Below are 19,045 nucleotides of genomic sequence, written 5' to 3' on the forward strand. Positions count from 1 at the left end.
TACACTCATTCAATTGATTGATACTAAATTGGGGAGGGCTCCATTGAGCACACAATCTACCGCACCACCATCGCTTGATTCTCGTATAAAGCCGACAAGTACAACACTACCCTCTCCAGCAACAGATGGTCGAATCAATGACTTTCTAATTAAAATTGATAATTACCGTTGGCTACTATTTTCAGCACTCATACTTCTTTACTTGACAGGCTACACAACCAATTGGCTGCCCGGTCCCGACAGCTCCCAACATCTAATCTATGCGGATCACTTATACAACAACATCCCGCACCCATATTCAAACGAGATATTCTCCCCGCTATCTCCAGGCCTTGCATTTCTCATTAACCTTAACAAGCTACTATTCCAATCAAGTTTTATCGCAACATCATTATTCTCAATGCTTCTTGTAGCATTCGCTACACTTTATGTTTCATATCATTTCTTCAAAATCATTGCCAACCGTAATGTTGCCGTTCTACTAACATTGATGCTTGGCTGCTGTGAAACGTTTTATAGATATACATTTCAGCTCCTACCAGATCTCCCATTTTTCTTCGGCCTCATCACGACGCTTTATGCGTTTGAATGCATTCGCATACATAACCGCCCCCTGCCCTACAACCTTTCGCTCTTAATCCTTGGCCTTGCTGCCATGGCATTATTTAAATCGATTGCGATTGTGGTAATTGTAGCTCTATGCTTATCTTTTGTTTTCTCAGCAATAAAGAGCAAGCATTACCGCCAACTTTTCATTTTCATTGCGATTTCCTTTATCGCATTCATGAGTTTGCGATTCATAATTGGCGGCCCCACAACACTACACACACTACATATCGACGAGCGCATCATGCTCGATCGTTTAACAATCCTTCTCCCTCAAACACTTTACAATGCACTAACCAATAATTTGCCAAGATTACTCACAGAATCTTTAACCGAAGCTGTATTCGCATTGGATTTTGGCACTCTAATTAGTCCTCTATTCAGTATACCCATCCTGATTTACTTAATTTTTCTCACCAGAATACGCGTTTTTTGGGGCATACTTACCGCGCTTTTCATCACACAATGGCTCGCCGTCATAGTTGCCGATCGATACATCTTGACCATCATCCCACTGATTATTATTGCCTGGTACTTAGCTCCAATTTGGTACGAAAAGCACGTGTCTCGAAAACTTGGAACAATCACATTTACTTTTGCCATATTCATCTTCTTCACCCCCAATATCGTCTTTGACATCAGACAAATCATTCAGAACCATACCACCAACACCATACAAGACTACAAAGACGGTAAATACACAAACGAATATCATCTCTCAAACTGGCTTACTGCTAACACGCCCGAAAACGCAATCATCATTGCTCCCTACCACACCTTTCTCCTCATTGGTTATCTCAGCAACCGCTCTACATATTTCTCTCTCAACAATCTGCCCCAAACAACACAGCCTATTTACTTTATTGGCTCACCCACTGAGCAAATGCTGGATACCCTTCAAAATCAACAGGCATCACTCTCTCAATCTCAAGTTTTCCCAAACTCCTTACACAATTCCAATCTCTATTTAGTCATACGCGAACCAAATCGTCAATGAAATTGACTTCCAATCTCATCATGCCACTCGTCATACTCGAAAATTGAGCAACCGTTTAGAAAACATCTATAAATCAGCACTTTTTTTGTTGATTACTCATATATGTACTTGATCTTTTAGCCATTTAAAGATGTAATTATCCTTATATGATTTTTCGCGCCTAGATTATCGTTCGTCCATGTAAGCCTGTTACAGTCCGAATTATCAAAGTACATGTTGAAGTATTAACCACGCTTGTTTTAGTTATTCTTCCGCCGCCTGTTGCTACGCCTGCTCTTGTATTCATGCCTCTGTTGTATCGCCTGTGTCGTCGTACAAACGTACATTTATCAATTCGCGTTGATATCCGTGCGTCATGACTCTTATTACGCTTATCGCTTCACATTGGCGACACACAGCAAGACATCTGAATACTAATCGACTGTATTCTCATCGTTTCTTGCTCAACTTTTGCCGCCATCTCCATTGAAGCTTTGCAATCATTTTCAAGGAACCCACGATGTATAAAATGCAAGATACCCTGTGTACGCACTGTAACTTCTGCAGCGCGAAAGATGGCCCAAACCTCTGCTACGCAGCACGCACAGCCCGCTTCGGTCTTGAAGGCAACTTCCCAACAAAAGACGACAAAGCCAACACCAAATTCGGTAAAACACAATCCGCTGGCGAGCAATTCCACCCAGGCACACCTCGCTACAAAGCCTTCCGTGACATCATCTTCATGCCAGAACTGCTTGGCACTGACCGTGTAGCCAAGATGGCTGAAGTTGGCTACGAGCCACTGTACACCGACTGTAAATCAGCAAGCACACTCGGCGGTTTCGAAGTTGCCTCACCACTCGTCTGTGCAGCAATGGGTTCAACACCCGTAGCCAACGACATTGGCCCTGACACCTCCGCAGGTTGTGCCCTGGCTGGAATCTGCATTAGCATCGGCGAAAACATCGTCAACATGTGGGGCTACGACAAGCCATACGACGAAGGCCGTCCAACATTGGTCGACCGTATCGAAGGCTTCACCAAGAACTACACCGGCAAGGGTGGCGTGATCATCCAGCAAAACGTCGAGGACAACAAAGTTGACGTCTGGAAAACCATCTACAATGACCCACGTTTTGCCGAAGCATTCGACAAAGGCATGATCGGCTTCGAAGGTAAAGGCGGCCAAGGCGCTAAACCAGGCATGGGCGGCGAAGTTAAGATTCCTCGTGAAAAAGCCAAGCGCATCCACGAACTCTATCACTTCCCTGTCAACCCATTCGAAGTTGAACAAGAACTCTACCAGCGACACTCAGTACCGGGTACCGCGACAAGCGAGTCACTTGAAGAGTACTACACATGGATGTGCACCGAGTTCCCTAAAGCTAAGATCTGGTTCAAGACCGGCCCTTACGGCGACCTCTTCGCACAACTCGACGTGATGGAAAAAATCGCGACCAAGTTTGGTCTCCGCATCAACTGCACCATCGACGGCGGCGAAGGCGGCACAGGTATGTCACCTCTCGGCCCAATGAATGACATGGGCCTTCCTATGGTCACATGCATGCTTGCTGTTAAAAAAGCACGCAAGATGTACCAAAACCTCGACTTCACCATCGCTGGCGGCATGGTCACCGGTCGTGATCTTGCAAAGTCTCTCGCAATGGGTGCAGACGGCATGGGCATCGGCAAGGGCTTCCTGATCGCAACCATGGCGGGTCGTCATCAGTTCGCTGGCGCAGACTCACCAATCGAAGATATCCGCGCTGGCGGCGCTAAGGGCGTCTACAACTATGCAATCGAGGGCATCACCAACGAAGCCAAGATGCTCATCAGCTCCATTGCCAAGTACGATTTCAACGACATGAAGGACAACGCACCTTACGAAGTTTCCGGCCAGACCATCGACAACATCGATGTAGTCGCACTGGACAAGGACGTTGCTGAAATGTTCGACATCCTTTACGCATATGATGCGAAGATTTGGGACAAACTCCCTGAAATCACCGCTGAAATGCGCAAGCGTTGTGAAGAAAAGGCTGCAGTCACTGCATAAGTGATTACAACTTAGAAAAACAAAAACTGCCCGGTTATTACCGGGTAGTTTTTTATATGCGTATCATCAAGAAACTTAGTTGTGTATCGTGATTTTCAGTTCGAATAAATCATTAAAACGACCAACAACTTGTATCATTAAATCACTATTTCATTAGTCTAATACAAATCTCATGGCTGCCAACGCCACAACCAAACTTTTGATCTTCAACAGCTTATACAAGTCGTCAATCCTACAACGGCCAAAATCACTCATCAAAGATAGCTTATATGTGCATAAATGAACGAACAATTAAATCTTCAAAGATGTTTCCCGATAAATTTTATATATCTATAGCAAGCCTGATTGTGGGCAAACTAAATAACTACAAAAATAAATAATATATACGAATTAGTATTGCTTTAGTCGTACACAATTTGGGCAGTGGTCACAACTTCCAAGCATGCTAACCTGTTAGGTTGTTAATAGATAACACTGGTAAATCTAAAATAAATCAACCATAATGTTGCTATAAATTACTTGACACACAAATGTCTTTCGTGAAAATACAAATCATTAGTCTAGATTTTGCATTACCATCGAAACTATTCCGTTATGTATTTATTTTGACAATTTCACGTCCTATTTACTAATCTTTTTATGCATACTGGGCAAAGACATGCAAACACAACACACTTGTTACAAACGCTGTATATGGGTTTCGTGCTATCTTTTTTTTGTTATTGCGCTCCTACTACCCATAAGCAATACATATTCATCGATAAATGACGAAGAGGCATCAAATAGATCAAAATCCCAAACTGGAAGCTTTGATGCTAATAATTTCACTGGCGCTTTTACATATTCATACCCCATTCAAATTGCACCAGCGAGAAATGGTTCTGAACCTAAAGTTTCACTTTCTTATAGTTCATCAGGTGGAAATAGCTGGTGTGGTGTGGGATGGAATTTAGACTTTGGATTTATTACCAGAGATACTAAGGAAGGAGTTCCAATAAAATGGAATACAAGCACTGGGCAATCCGAACAACAGTATGACGATAGTAAGGGCTTCGTTGCTTCTATTGGCGGCTCATATGTGAAACTCATCTCAATTGGAAATGACACATATCGTGCGGAAATAGACAGTGAGGGTATGGAATTTCAATTCCATAGAACATCTGGCCAAAATTATTGGGAGGTGACAGATAAAGCCGGAAATCGTTACTTCTTTGGCGAATCAATTGCAGCAAGGCAAGAGAATGATAGATTTACATCCTCAAGTGCAACGGAAGATTTACGTACATTCAAATGGTCACTCAGTCGTGTTCGTGATGTAAAGGGTAACGAGAGTTACTACACATATGTCAAAGAATCGAACACGATGTACATTGATGAAATCAAGTACAATGCTAACGTCAATTCTGTGTCACTTCCTGCTACTCATAGAGTCAAATTTACTCTTGAAAATAGACCAGACATTTTACTCAATTATTCAACTGGTTTTAAAATACAAACAAACAAGCGTCTTACTCAGGTTTCATCATACATTGACCAAGAAAATCAGCCTTCACGTCTTGTCACAAAGTACCAATTTGACTATTCAAATACATCTAGCACTGGTCGATCCCAATTAATATCTATTACGCAATATGGAACCGATGGTATCAGTACGCTTCCACCTGTTGGATTTAGCTACAGCGATGTCAATAAATCATTCGATCAAATAATAAACTGGGGTCCTAAAGATACACAAGGACAAAACAGTCAAACTTGGGCAACTGTTCATGAAGGCGTATCTTCCGGCCAAGTTACCACGTTACGTGATATCAATGGCGATGGGTTACCTGACCGCATCATGCGTAAAGCTTCCGGCAGCAAAACCTCATGGCGCGTCCAACTCTGCACTGGTATGCAAAGTGATGGCACATATGGCTTCGCCAGTGCCATAAATTGGACCGGTATTCAGCACCCAGGGACAAGCGTTGGCGATGCAGGCTACTGCACAACCGCAACAAATAACTACGGCACTCATACAGATCTTATGGATGTCAATGGTGATAGCCTACCTGACAGGGTAATGGTTGCGAGTGGTGGCTACACCAACCCATTTAAGGTGCAATTGAATAACGGTTCAGGATTTGACCCGGTTATTGAGTGGGAAGGTGCTTATCATCAATCTAATGACCAAAACTGGTTTACACTTCATGAAGGAGCATCAAATGGACAAGTAGTTTCATTGCGTGACATAAATGGAGACGGCTTACCCGACCGTGTCATGTATCGAAAGTCTGGAGATAAAACCGTTTGGATTGTTCAGTTTTGTACCGGCATGCAGTCAAATGGCAAATATGGTTTTTCGAATCCCGTCGATTGGCCCGGCATCCAACATCCTGGCTCAAGCGTTGGAGACGCAGGCTACCGCATTGTAGCTATTAATAACTATGGTACTCATACAGATCTTATTGATGTTAATAGCGATGGCCTGCCAGACCGCGTAATGCTTGCAGGCGGCGGCATTGCAAAACCATTTCTTGTACAGTTCAACAATGGGAGAGGATTTGATCCAGCAATTAATTGGGGACCAAAAGATATCCAGGGACAAAGCAATCAATCTTGGGCAACAATCCATGAAAGCGTTTCTAATGGTCAAGTAGTTACAATACGTGATATCAATGGCGATGGGTTACCTGACCGCATTATGCGTAAACCTTCCGGCAGCAAAACATCATGGCGCGTCCAACTCTGCACTGGTATGCAAAGTGATGGCACATACGGCTTCTCCAGTGCCGTAAATTGGACCGGTATTCAGCACCCAGGGACAAGCGTTGGCGATGCAGGCTACTGCACAACCGCAGCAAATAACTACGGCACACACATTGACTTTATGGATATTAATGGTGACGGACTTCCTGACAGAGTCATGCTCTCAAACGGCTCATATACCAAACCCTTTAAAGTTCAATTCAACAGTGGAATAAAACCTGATTTACTGTTATCAATAAACAATGGGATTGGTGGCATTATTGACGTCAATTACACGACAAGTGCTAGTTTTGATAACAAAGACGATCAAGGTATATCACAGTTACGGCATTCAACCTATGTAGTTGATAGCATCAAGCTATCCGGTGCATTAGGCTGGGAAAGCACGACTCAATACAAGTATTCTGGCGGTGTATTCGATTATAAAAAGAAATCGTTTGCCGGATTCCAAAGAGTTGAAACAATCGATCCTTCAGGCTCTCGCAAAGTAGTTTATTACCACCAGAACGGTGGCCGAAACGACTCATTGAATGGAGAATATCAAGACGACGGAGCATTTGGTAAGCAAGGAATTCCTTATTGTACTGAAATCTATGGCTCTGATAATTCACTGTATACACGTACAATCAATAAAATTGATGAAATTCAATTGCATCCTAATGGCATCTACTTTCCATACATAGCTCAAACAATCAATATGGAATATGAGGGCGATGCCAACTACCGAGCTACTTGTACAGCCTTTGTATATGATACAGCAAACAGTGATTTTACTTTACGAAACAATTTACTAACTCAGATTGAGTATGGCGAAATCTCATCTGTAAACATTCCAAACCATACCTTTACCGATATTAATAATGACGATGTATACACTCATTTCGAATACATAACATTATCTAACCCATATATCAAAGGCAAAATCAGTAAAATTAAGATTACGAATGATCTTGCTGGCACACAAATCCTGCGTAAAACCCAATTCACATTTAATAACAATGGTCAAATCACAACACATGCTTTGTGGCTGAATACTGATGACCGATTTATAACTAATACATTCGAATACGATATTTATGGCAACTTAGTAAAGGAAATTTCGCCGACTGGAGTCGAAAAATTCACTTCATATGATTCTATCTATCAAATGTTTCCAGAATCAGTTCAAATGGGTGGAAACAATTTACCACGAACATTCACTTCATATACAAAATGGGATGACCGGTCCGGTTCACCCATCTGGTCTGTAGAAATTGATGGCATGGTAACACGTTATGAATACGACATGTTCTATCGTGATATAGCAACATACATTTCATCCACATCATATAGTTTTATTGATAACCCAATTCTAGACAACTGGGATCCAACTGCTATTGCTAATCTTTGGCGTACCAAAAAAGAATACCACATTAATGGAATAAGCAATAACGCCAGCAGTAACTACATCATTACTAGAAAATTCGATCCTAACGATACAGTCAACGGACATGTCACGTACACATATTTTGATGGCTTTGAACGAACAATCCAAACCAGAACTGAAGCGGAAACCGATGCAAGCGGAGATTTCCGAGTTACAGATATTGCTTATGATTCATCAGGCCAAAGTTCATCTCAAACAATATCATATTTCAGCAACGGATCGCAGTATACTCCTGTAATTAACGCTACACCGAAAATTAGTTCAGAATATGATGCTATTGGCCGGAAATGGAAAATCACCCCACCTGTAGGTGATACTGGATCCCCAACAGGTCCTGAGCAAGTATTGTATAAACATAATGCTGACCCTTGGATAACTGTAGCAATCGATTCTGCAGGAAAAATCAAGAGATCTGTCCATGATGGCTGGGGACGTACAACCAAGATAGTTGAGGTTAATGGCAGTAATGAATATGACACCATTTACGAATACGACAAACTAGGTAATGTCATAAAGATAACTGACAATGAGGGAAATATTACTCAATTTACACGTGACAGTTTAGGCCGTAAAACTCAACTTTCAGATCCAGATACAGGGATAACAACTTACACTTACGATGATGATGGAGCATTAATTTCAACGACAAATGCAAGAGGCATTAAAACCATCAATTCATATGATCTTCGTGGCCAAACAACTTCACTCAAAGATCCATTAGGACGAGTCATTACTATTCGTACTGTAGACAATAGTAATGTAGAACTAGGCAAAATTGACTACTATTACGACACCCAAATCCAAGCTGACCACCATACTTGGATTGGCAAAATCAGTGCGATCATTTATAACGACGGAAAAGTCATCTATGATTATGACAACCGAGGCCGTCCATATAAAAAATACAGATCATTTAGTATCAATGCTAACGATCCTAATATAGAGCTTAGCGTTGAAAGAGTTTATGATGATGCAGATCGTATTATTGAATTAAAGTATCCGAATAATATTGCAACCCTAGAGTATTCGTATGACACCGCAGGACATCTCCGCAAAGTTGAATCGACAAGCGGTACCACTACAAACGAAATATTCTATGAAACAAATAGTTTTGATGCACAAGGCCAAATGACCAGCTTCGATTATGGCAATGGTTTATCAACTAACTATGAATTCTATACTGGATCTAAACGTCTTAAACGGATGCAGACAACCGCAAATACGAGCGGATATTTACAAGATCTGCAGTACACATATGATACAGCCTCTAATATCAAATCGATTACTGACAGCATTTACTCGGCATCAGCGTCATCAACCATATCAAATCTTCAATACGATGATCTTCATCGATTAACTTCAATCAATTCAGTTGCAAATGGATCTCATTCATTCTCCTATACATCCATTGGCAACATGATCACTAACACTGAAAATGGCACAAACCCATACACATACTCAACATCTAAGCCACATGCAGTAACAGCAGCCAATGGCAATTCATATAGTTACGACGCCAGTGGCAATATGATCACGCGTAACACAAAAACTCTAACATATGACCATCGCAATCGTCTCGTTAAGGTCAAGCATGGCCTCACTCCAGACCAAGGCTACACAACGTTCGGTTATACCGAAGGCGTCGATAGATTATGGAAGTACCGGTATGTCTTCAGTGGTGTAGAAACTAAGATTTGGTTTGAAGGCATCTATGAGCAAAAATCAGAATCTACAGATGGCGAAAACTTTGAAACCAAAACATTATGCCATGTTATTGCGGACGGAAAACGTATTGCAACATTTGAGCCCGACACATCACTACTAACAGCAAACCATAACTCTTTTGCTTTAGCCACTACGAACATTCTCCTGTGGCCTCTACGTCCAGGTCGAGCTATATGGACAGGGTTTGGATGTATTGCCGCAATGATACTGGCGCTGAGCTGGTTGCCGAATCGTAGAAAGAACAAATACTCAAATAAAGAGTATTCACCCGCATATGAGTTCGTTCTGAATGCACTACGCTTTACAGGCCGCCCGTGGATGAAAACCATTGTGCTTATGCTGGTCTTCTCAATTTCAATGGCTGGCATGCCTTTACGTGCAATTGCAGCTGTGGGCGTAGCCGAATACGATCCTGTCTTCTACTACTACCATCAAGATCATCTTGGCTCAGCTTCTTTGTTAACTGATCGTGATGGAGACATTGTCCAACATTATGGATACGGAGCATACGGCAAGGAAACTTACAAAAATAATACCGCAGCATACAATCTGTCCAATCGCTATACAGATCAAGTATTCGATGAAGATACAGGCTTGTATTACTACAATTCACGTTACTACGATCCTGAACTAGGCCGTTTTATTCAGCCAGATTCAATTGTTCCCAAAACAGACGACCCACAAACACTCAATAGATATTCTTACGTCAATAACAATCCTTTTAAATATGTCGATCCAACCGGCCATTTCATTATTGAGGCCATTGTCATTGGCGCTATTGTCGGAGGTTTATCTGCTGCTTATTCTGGCGAAAATATACTTATGGGGATGGCAGTTGGGGCTGTGGGTGCATTATTCATGGGATTAGGTGCCGCCGGAGCAGGCATGTTCTCTTCTAATATCATTGCGCAAACACTATGTAAAGTAGCTGCATCAGTAGCATCCGGAACAATTACTGCAGCAATTCAAGGCAGAGATATTGGCAGAGCGGCATTACATTCCGCCTTAACTGCTGGGATAGATTTGATTGATAGTAGAATCGGTAATCTTGCCGATCAAACTCAAAATGCGAAAGAAATTGTTAAGATTTTTGGTTTACCCGTCAGACAGGTTGAACAATTCGCATTACAGCAAGTTCGTGGAATATTACAAGGCGGTGTAGATAGTTTAGCCAATGGTGAAAGCGTCTTAACCGGCTTTAAGAATGCCGCGAAATCCAGTTGGAAGTCAGCATTGAGTAGTATTACAAAATCAATTGATGAAAAATTGAATCTGAAGTTTAATAAGAATATAAACTTCGCAGATTACAGTGACAGTAATAGTTCAATATCTAAAGGCCCATTAGGAATATACAGAAAATTAGAAACAAAAATTAACAGTGCTGTAGGCCTGAGTTTGAATATCAATGCGAGCTTAAGTAGTTTTGTCGATTGCGTGGTTGAAGAGAGCGTTGGACCCAGAGATGTCTTTAACTCATTTTATAGCCTCAAAGCTTCTGCCAATATTTCAGTAAAACAAACAAAAACGGTAGGAATTGAAGGTTACGAACATTATGGACTAGGTGTCATAAATCAATCCGAGAATAATTTTTCTCGCGAAGTATCTGCCACGCTACAAGGTAATTCTTTTTCCCATAGTCTTCCACGTTTCTAACGATGTCATATATTTTAGACAAACCTTTACTTCTAATATTGTGTAAATATTACAAAAGCAGCCCTGCGAAATACCTCGCAGGGCTGCTTTGCTATTGCAAATAGATTCACACTTTTCAGGGTGATCCTATATTTTTGCTAAAAATTGGAATTGAAGTGCAATACCTACGGGGCCAAGCTCTTAAGTGTTCCGGCGATGGCGTTGAGGTTAACCGCAACGATTGCTGAACCAACGACTTTAGCATTGCCCCAACTATTCCCACCCTGGCGTTAACACTGTAATAAATAGTTCTGCGCAGCATATAAATGTGATATTTCACAAATCACATTACCCAAATATTCTGAATGCTTAAAGAAAACATAACCGAGAAACAGACTGAAATAATGTCACAAATAAAAGAACCACGGCCATAAACCGTGGTTCTTTTATTTGAATTAAATGGAGCCGGGGAGAATCGAACTCCCGTCCCGAATAGCAGTCACCAAGACGCTTCTACACGCATAGTCGTTAATTTGATCTCGGATCAAAGGCGACCAACGACAGTCTCCTTATCACCCAATCTCAGTGTTATTTAACCTTCAGACCCTGAAATACAGTCATCCAGCGAGTCTACTGTCTTTTGCACCATGTCTCAGCCGCAGACACTCCTTGACATGATGGGCAGCACTATTAGGCAGCCATACGTACTGGCGCGAAGCCAATACGACCAGCGATATTATCGTTGGCAATTAAGTTTTTTGTACGTGGTTTAACGAGGTTTTCGTACACCTCGACGTGCAACGCCGAGCCTTCCCTGCCCGGTCGATACCGATCGGCCCCAATTTTCAAAGAACATTCCCACACCCTAATCTAATCAATTATACCCTAATTCCTGCCCTTTGACTACCTCCCTGCATCACTCCCTTACCCGCTCTAAAACACGATACCCCCAACCATCCAACACAATCTCCTTACCCATCCGCCATCCAGTCCCATCAAACACATCGGCATATTCACCCTCCACACGCTCCTCAATAACAACCTGTCGCCTTTGAGCCGATAAATTCAACACCACCAACACCGCATCATCACCCTTCTCACGAACATACCCCAAAACCTTCCCTTCATCTTTCCCAGCATCCCTGAAATAACGCAACGCTACCGCTTCATCACGCACATCAATCATCTTTAAACCGCCCCCCAATCTCCCATTAAACAGCGCACTGTTACGCTTTTTCAAAGCAAGCAACACACCATAAACATCTGCCATACGATCCGTCTTCCATTCAATCGCATCATGCTCAAAAAAGTCCAACCGCCGATCCAAACCCGCCTCCTGCCCATTAAATATCAAAGGCATACCATTCACCGTCATCGTCAATACGCCATACACCTCAGCCCCCTCACCAAACTGCTCAATCCCACTCCCATGCCATGAATTCTCATCATGATTCGACGTGAAATACAAACGATACTCATCTTCATACGCCCCCCGATCACGCAATAAATATTCACCCAACCCATCCGCACTCAGCTCCCCGCGATAGTTCGCCAACATCTGCCCATTCTCAAAGCCATGCAATCCCCACGCATACAACATATCAAACCCCGCCTCCATCAATGAAGCCCCATCACCCTCCGCCAGCATCAGCAAATCACCCCGATCTTGTTTCAACTTATCGATCGCCTTCTCCCAAAACTCGCTCGGCACCATACCCGCCGCATCACATCGGAAACCATCAACCCCAATTTCATTCACCCAAAATCGCATCGCCTCAATCATATAAGCTTGCAGCGCTTGATTAGAAAAATCCAAGTCCGCTACATCCGCCCAATTCGTCCCCCCCGGCTTCACAATCTCACCATCCTTCCCCTTCGTATACCACGCCGGATGCGCTTTAAGCATCTCATTATCCCACGCCGTGTGATTCGCCACCCAATCAATCAGCACATACATCCCTCGACTATGTATCTCATCAATTAGCCGCTTAAACCCATCAAGATCTCCAAACTCCTCATTAAACCCCATGTAATCCTTCACCGCATAATAACTCCCCAAACTCCCCGCCTTCTTCTCCTCACCAATCGGATGAATCGGCATGAACCAGATGATCCCCACACCCATCGCCTGCAAACGATCCAAATGCTCCCGAAAGCCCTCAATATCTCCCCGCTCACTGAAGTGACGTAGATTCACCTCATACATCCCCAAGTTATAACTCCACACCTCATGCGTCGGCTCACCCCCAACCTCAGCAGCAGCCCCCCAGAGCCCATCAACACACACCAACAAACAAAGCAGTACGACCACAAAATGCCGCAACATCGCACACACTAAACGATACTCTCGCTCAAACATATCTAGACCCACATCATCCAATAGCAACAGGACAAAAGCAGCCAGACTGCCCAGCTGCCTTGATCGTTATTATAGCTATTTCGCTCTAGACTAAAAGCTTTTAATGAAACTCATTCCCCGTCACAGACCATAAATATCACCGAACTTCGCCTCTAAATGCCGCATCAGTGCATCCGCTCCCAGTTTTTCCCCTGTCACCTCCTCACATAGATCCCCTGCCCTGTACCGCATCCCTTGCTCATGAATATTCGTTTGCAGCCACCCCAGCAACCCCACAAATTCACCCTGCTCAAAGCCTCCCTCAATATCACCTAACGCGCGCTTAGCCGCCTCATAAAACTGCGCCGAATACAAGTTGCCCAATGTATAGGTCGGAAAATAACCGATCGCACCAAGCGACCAATGAATATCCTGCAAGCACCCCACTCCAACATCCGGCACATCCAGCCCTAAATAATCCTTATACTTCTCATCCCAAGCCCCAGGCAAATCCGCCACTTCCAAATCACCCCGCATCATCGCAACCTCCAATTCAAAACGCACCATCACATGCAAGTTGTATGTCACCTCATCCGCGCGTGTCCGTATCAAACTCCGCTTCACCCCATTCATCCCTTCATACGCCTGCCGTGCATTCAGTCCCTCATACAACTCACCAAATTCATGACGCATCTCACCCGCACACCATTTCCAAAACGTCTCACTTCGTCCCACCTGATTCTCCCACATTCGGCTCTGACTCTCGTGAATGCCCAACGAAACATAATTCCCCATCGGCATCCCAGCGTGCTTCTCCAACGCGCCTTGTGTATACATCCCATGACCACTCTCATGCATCACAGAACTCAACGTCCCACCCAAACGATCTCCCGTCACATGCGTCGTCATCCGCACATCCCCATACCCATACCCTGAACAAAACGGATGTGCTGACGTATCCAATCTTCCCCCTTCAAAATCAAATCCGATCTTCTCTGCAATCTTCCTCACAAAACTCATCTGCGCATCAAACCCAACCTCAACCCCATTCACAACATCCTTTGGCTCATAGCCCTTCTCCGCAATCCTTCCCACCAAATCAACTAGTCGCTCACGTAGCGGCCTAAACACGGCTTCAACTTCGCGCGCCTGACATCCCGGCTCATACAAATCTGCCAGCGCATCCCACTTCTCTGCAACCACTTTCCCCTCACTTAAACAATCCGCTTTCTCACGCAAAATCCCAAGCAGTTTCTCCAAATGCCCCGAAAACCCTTTAAAATCCCTATCTTTTTTCGCCTCCCCCCACGCCCCCCGCGCGAGACTCGACGCGCTCGTCTGCGCCTTCACCAGATCCCCCGGCAACTTCCGCGCTAAATCATACTCACGCCTAATCTCCCTCACATTCACAACCTTCGCTTCTCCCCCAAGCGACCCTATCTGCTCACCCCATTCATCTTCACAGATCGAAAGCAAATCCCCAATCTCATCAACCACCAACATCTCATGTTCCAACCCCGACAGCATCTCCAACTGTCTCGCCCTGTTCTTCAACCCCATCGTCGGCATCATCACGTCCTGATCCCAATGCAAACCCCAACTCACATTGCGCAACGTTGTGATCTCACCATACTTCTTACATAACTGCTCATATGCCTTCTCACCCGTCATGCTTAATCTCTCTTTCATCATCCCCACTCATCAATCAACATCCATCTAATCAACGATTACCCCACCTTAGCAAACTGATCCAAATTTTCAATGTTAAACAATCATCTAATCATTGATTAGCTCAAACAGCCATCCACCCACAATATAACCTCAACAACATCAAATAAATGATAAGATATTTCAGCTTCGTAGATGCAAAATCCATGCCAAAAATTATGTTTTCAAAACGCGCGCACCAAAGTGAAATTCAAGCCATTCTACCTCTCAAAACGAAACGATTTCTAACCATTCATTGGCTGTTTCTCACCAGAGTTCAGCATTTTGGGGTCATTTCTGTTCGATTTTGATTACAGGTAAACCCCGAAAAATCGTTTTCCGTGCGCACAAAAGCGCCTCATGCTGCCTGCATGCTTTTGATTCGATTTCAGATCAGCCACATCCATTAGCAGCTTCGCTACGCACCACCACCGCCACCACCATCTAACCCGCCGCCTTGAACGCCGGGTATTGCGCCCTTGGCAATCTGTTGATTGAGGACCAAGATCGCCCCCTTATCACCTCCCGCAAATTTCACGATCTCAAGCATATCGCGCATCGATTTCTCTTCTTCAACCTGCTCATCCAGGAACCATTGCAGCGCGCTAAGTGTTGCGTAATCTTTATGTTGAGCAGCCACCTGGTACACATGATTGATCGCCGCTGTATTGTTCTGCTCCAACGCCAACGCCGTATCGAACACATCTTTCACCCCATTAAACTGCATCTTCGGCGAGCTGATTGGCGGCAAATCCACCTTCCCATCGCGATCCAGTAAATACTGATACAAGCGATTCGCATGCTGCGTTTCTTCCTCACGCTGCTTGTGCATGAACGTAGCAAACCCGTCCAAACTAATCTCCGCAAAATACGCAGCCATCGCCATATAGCTGTAAGCCGCTGTAAGCTCATGATTTATCTGCTTATTAATCGCTTTTTCAATCTTCTTTTCAATCATTTTCATTCACCTTTACGCCGAAACTGACTGATCCAACCAGACGATTCTTTACATCAAACATGACCCATTTCGATACTTAATCCTATGCCATTATTCGACTTGCCCTGCCTCTTCGCTTTGAGATTGTTACAATCAATCCATGACCGCACCCGACAACCCCCGAACTAACTCAGCAGCACCTGCGCCTAAGGGTATATCCCCTGACCCATCGCTTCAAAGTGTAACTCAAGGCAGACCAACACATAACGGTCGCGTTCACGGCGTCGTCGTCGCCTGCTACCGCCCTGAAGATCAGAAATGGCTCATGATCCGCCGCTCCGCCCATGTCCCCGCTCCGCTCGCCATCTGTTTCCCTGGCGGCGCACGCGAGCATGGCGAACCTTATGAAACCGCAGCACTTAGAGAAATGCACGAAGAGATCGGTGCCGACGTCGAGCTCCTTGAACAGGTCTGGGATTACGACGTTCCCGATAAGCCCCTCACCCTTTTCGGCTACCTCGCGAAACTCAAAAACCCTGATTCCCTCGCCCACAACCCAGACGAAGTGCATGAAATCCTCTGGCTGACCACCGAACAAGCGATCACTCATCCCGATGCAATCCCAAATTCGCGTTTCTTTATTGAAAATCTCAATAAAGCTCTGCCCCGTCATTACCCCGTCTGATTTTCATTTCAAACCCTTTCTCTGAAATCACTTACATTTTGTCTGGCTGACGATCTTTTATGGTTTTCGCGGACGCACACAGCGTTTTATTCGTTCGCCCAGACATGAATGACTATTTTTATCTTTCTAGGCAACCTTTATGCTGGTTGTGTCACTCATCGTGTGAAGTGACACAAAATTGATGGCTGACCTCACCTGTCAGATACACCCCATCTTGTCCTCACGACAAACCCTCCAACAGGATCGCCAAACGCAGATGTCGAATACGCTGCCGTTTACAACTGAAGTCGAGCATAAGGCCAAGGATGATTCAATCCTCGGCTCGGTTAGCACGTCGGTGATGTGCGATGTTGAAGATGAAGCGGAGCTTGTGCAGCGGTCGATTAGAGGTTCGCGTGAAGCGATGTGCGTGCTGATCGAGTTGTACCAAGATATCTGGTACCGGTTCTGCATCGTACAGTTACGCGATATTGAGCTTGCAAAGGATGCTGCTCAGGAAACCGCGATCCGCTTTATACAGCGGCTAAATAGATTTCAAGGCAATAGCCAATTGAAGACATGGAGTTTGGGGATTGCGGTGAATGTTTGCCGCGAGATGAGGCGACGGAGGAAGCGGGGGGATATGCAGCGGGTCGAGGCGGAAATGCTTGAAGCGAAAGATCATTTAACTGGCGCTTATGGGAACCAGGCGATTGAGCAAAAGGAAATGATCACGTTGATGTTTGATCATGTCAATATATTGCCTGCTCGCCAACGTGAAGCTGTCTTATTGAGATATTTCGAGGAACTATCGATCATACAGATTGCGGAAGCAATGGGATGCTCCACTGGAACTGTTAAGTCATCATTACATAAAGCGATTAAAAAGCTGAGAAAGATGATGAAGGTGAAACCATGACAAAGGATCACAAATCACAATCTGAAAACTTAGATTCGATTATTGAGTCGCCGTTGAATGAGACTGCGAAAGCTTATCGAGCCATGCGATATGAAGGCAGCTTATACTCAGATATTGAATCAAGACTAGACTATGGACTCGAGAATAACGAGGCGCGTGACGCATTCCAGATGATGAACTACCGCTGGGTGGGTATCGGTGCGATTGCAGCGATGCTGCTCATTGGGTTAAGCGTTCTATTTATAGCGAATTCGGATCAGGGGCAGTCTGATACTTTGGGGCCAGAGATTGCAACGGGGGGATTAAAGTCACAACACTTGTTGAGTAAGAAAATAGCGGGGAAAAAGTTAATTATCGATTTGCCTGATCTTCAGATCGTTAAGAAGATCCATGATGTACGCGGGAAGCGTTCGAACCAGTCGGCTAAGCTGAGCCAAGGCTTCCGAAAGATCCATTTTTCGTTCAAAAGATCACGCAATACATCGCCGTGGCAAATGAATATCAAGAAGAGAAAACAACGCGAACAGAACAAAAAGGAGTCTGTCTTATGAAAAAGAGCGGAATGATTATGATCAGCGGGGCAGCATTAATTTTAGGTTTGCTGTTGATATTGAATGTTAAGAGTGAAGCACATCCACATAAGCAGATGTTAAGCAAAGCAGGTGAATATACAGGCGCGGCGACGGCGTATCCGGTGCATGATGAGCGTAATTGGGAAGAAGGTGAGATGTATTTCGAAGAGGAATTTGGCCCGCTTGAAGACATGCTCGAATACATGGAGTTTGTAAGTGGCATGTTTGATGTTGCAGATCAATATTCGACTGTCGCTGAAAGCCCAACCAAGTCAGCGATTATGGCGGTTTTGATGGCGGAGGATTCATTTGAATCTCCGGGAGAATACGCGGCTTTTCTGGAAGGTTTATTACCTGAGGTTGATAGCACCGCTGTTAGCCGAGCAATCAGATTGCGTATCGCTGACATTGTGAAAGAAGACATGACAGAAGCATCTATGAAGAAATCACGGACGTATCTTAAAGATTTGATCCTGATGAAATAAGACTAAAAGCGCGTGGTGAGCGCAGTTGGAGAAGCGGGATTCGTGAAAGCGGATCCCGCTATTTCATGCGCTGAACAATGCACAAGTGCAGTTCATGTATGTTTGTAGATCTGGATAAGGATTGAAGTAAGCGACAATCTCATGCTGAGGTATGGGCGGTAACCCATTGAGGGCATGTCTGAATAAGGAACTGTGATTTGGTGGTGGTATGGACTAGGTGTTTTGCTGATTGTGTGTGAGTTTTCCATTACCTGCAA

10 protein-coding genes and 1 other RNA gene are annotated in these 19,045 nt (G+C 44.2%); 7 read left to right on the forward strand and 4 right to left on the reverse strand.

Annotation, left to right across the window (positions count from 1 at the left end; genetic code table 11):
• Positions 1–13: 13 nt before the first annotated feature.
• The 3 genes from KS4_RS10700 (at position 14) to KS4_RS10710 (ending at position 11,187) form a co-directional block, all read left to right on the forward strand.
• Positions 14–1,603, forward strand: a complete 1,590-nt coding sequence (locus tag KS4_RS10700) for an ArnT family glycosyltransferase (protein WP_234698792.1) — start codon at positions 14–16, stop codon at positions 1,601–1,603.
• 508 nt (positions 1,604–2,111) lie between these two features.
• Positions 2,112–3,638: a glutamate synthase-related protein gene (locus tag KS4_RS10705; RefSeq protein WP_200761168.1), complete on the forward strand. Its 1,527-nt coding sequence runs from the start codon at positions 2,112–2,114 to the stop codon at positions 3,636–3,638.
• A gap of 658 nt (positions 3,639–4,296) precedes the next feature.
• Positions 4,297–11,187 (forward strand): RHS repeat-associated core domain-containing protein, encoded by a 6,891-nt coding sequence (locus KS4_RS10710; protein WP_145077830.1) that lies wholly within the window; start codon positions 4,297–4,299, stop codon positions 11,185–11,187.
• 436 nt (positions 11,188–11,623) lie between these two features.
• Here KS4_RS10710 and ssrA read toward each other — a convergent pair.
• The 4 genes from ssrA to KS4_RS10730 form a co-directional block, all read right to left on the reverse strand.
• Positions 11,624–12,006: a transfer-messenger RNA gene (gene ssrA / locus KS4_RS10715) on the reverse strand.
• 76 nt (positions 12,007–12,082) lie between these two features.
• The gene (locus tag KS4_RS10720; protein WP_145077832.1) at positions 12,083–13,525 is read right to left on the reverse strand and encodes an alpha-amylase family glycosyl hydrolase; all 1,443 of its coding nucleotides are present in this window, start codon (positions 13,523–13,525) and stop codon (positions 12,083–12,085) included.
• A 120-nt stretch (positions 13,526–13,645) separates the two neighbouring features.
• Positions 13,646–15,193, reverse strand: coding sequence for a carboxypeptidase M32 (locus KS4_RS10725; protein ID WP_200761169.1), 1,548 nt, complete (start codon positions 15,191–15,193; stop codon positions 13,646–13,648).
• Positions 15,194–15,629: 436 nt separating this feature from the next.
• On the reverse strand, positions 15,630–16,169 hold the full coding sequence (locus KS4_RS10730; RefSeq protein ID WP_145077835.1) for a ferritin: 540 nt from the start codon (positions 16,167–16,169) through the stop codon (positions 15,630–15,632).
• Between the two features lie 139 nt (positions 16,170–16,308).
• On the opposite strand from KS4_RS10730, the gene KS4_RS10735 reads away from it, so the two are divergent.
• From KS4_RS10735 to KS4_RS10750, 4 genes are all read left to right on the forward strand, one after another.
• Positions 16,309–16,833 carry an NUDIX hydrolase gene (locus tag KS4_RS10735; RefSeq protein ID WP_145077837.1) on the forward strand — a complete coding sequence of 175 codons (525 nt, stop codon included), beginning with the start codon at positions 16,309–16,311 and terminating at the stop codon, positions 16,831–16,833.
• Positions 16,834–17,014: 181 nt separating this feature from the next.
• Positions 17,015–17,731 carry an RNA polymerase sigma factor gene (locus KS4_RS10740; RefSeq protein WP_145077838.1) on the forward strand — a complete coding sequence of 239 codons (717 nt, stop codon included), beginning with the start codon at positions 17,015–17,017 and terminating at the stop codon, positions 17,729–17,731.
• A complete protein-coding gene (locus KS4_RS10745) occupies positions 17,728–18,282 on the forward strand; it encodes a hypothetical protein (RefSeq protein WP_145077840.1) in 555 nt (184 codons plus the stop codon). The genes KS4_RS10740 and KS4_RS10745 overlap by 4 nt, the downstream gene beginning before the upstream one ends.
• Entirely contained in the window at positions 18,279–18,788 is a 510-nt protein-coding gene (locus KS4_RS10750; protein WP_145077842.1) for a hypothetical protein, read from the forward strand. Before KS4_RS10745 ends, KS4_RS10750 begins: the two co-directional genes overlap by 4 nt.
• The last annotated feature ends 257 nt before the right edge of the window (positions 18,789–19,045 follow it).

Origin of the sequence: Poriferisphaera corsica, from assembly GCF_007747445.1 — a bacterium.
Lineage (GTDB): Bacteria > Planctomycetota > Phycisphaerae > Phycisphaerales > Phycisphaeraceae > Poriferisphaera > Poriferisphaera corsica.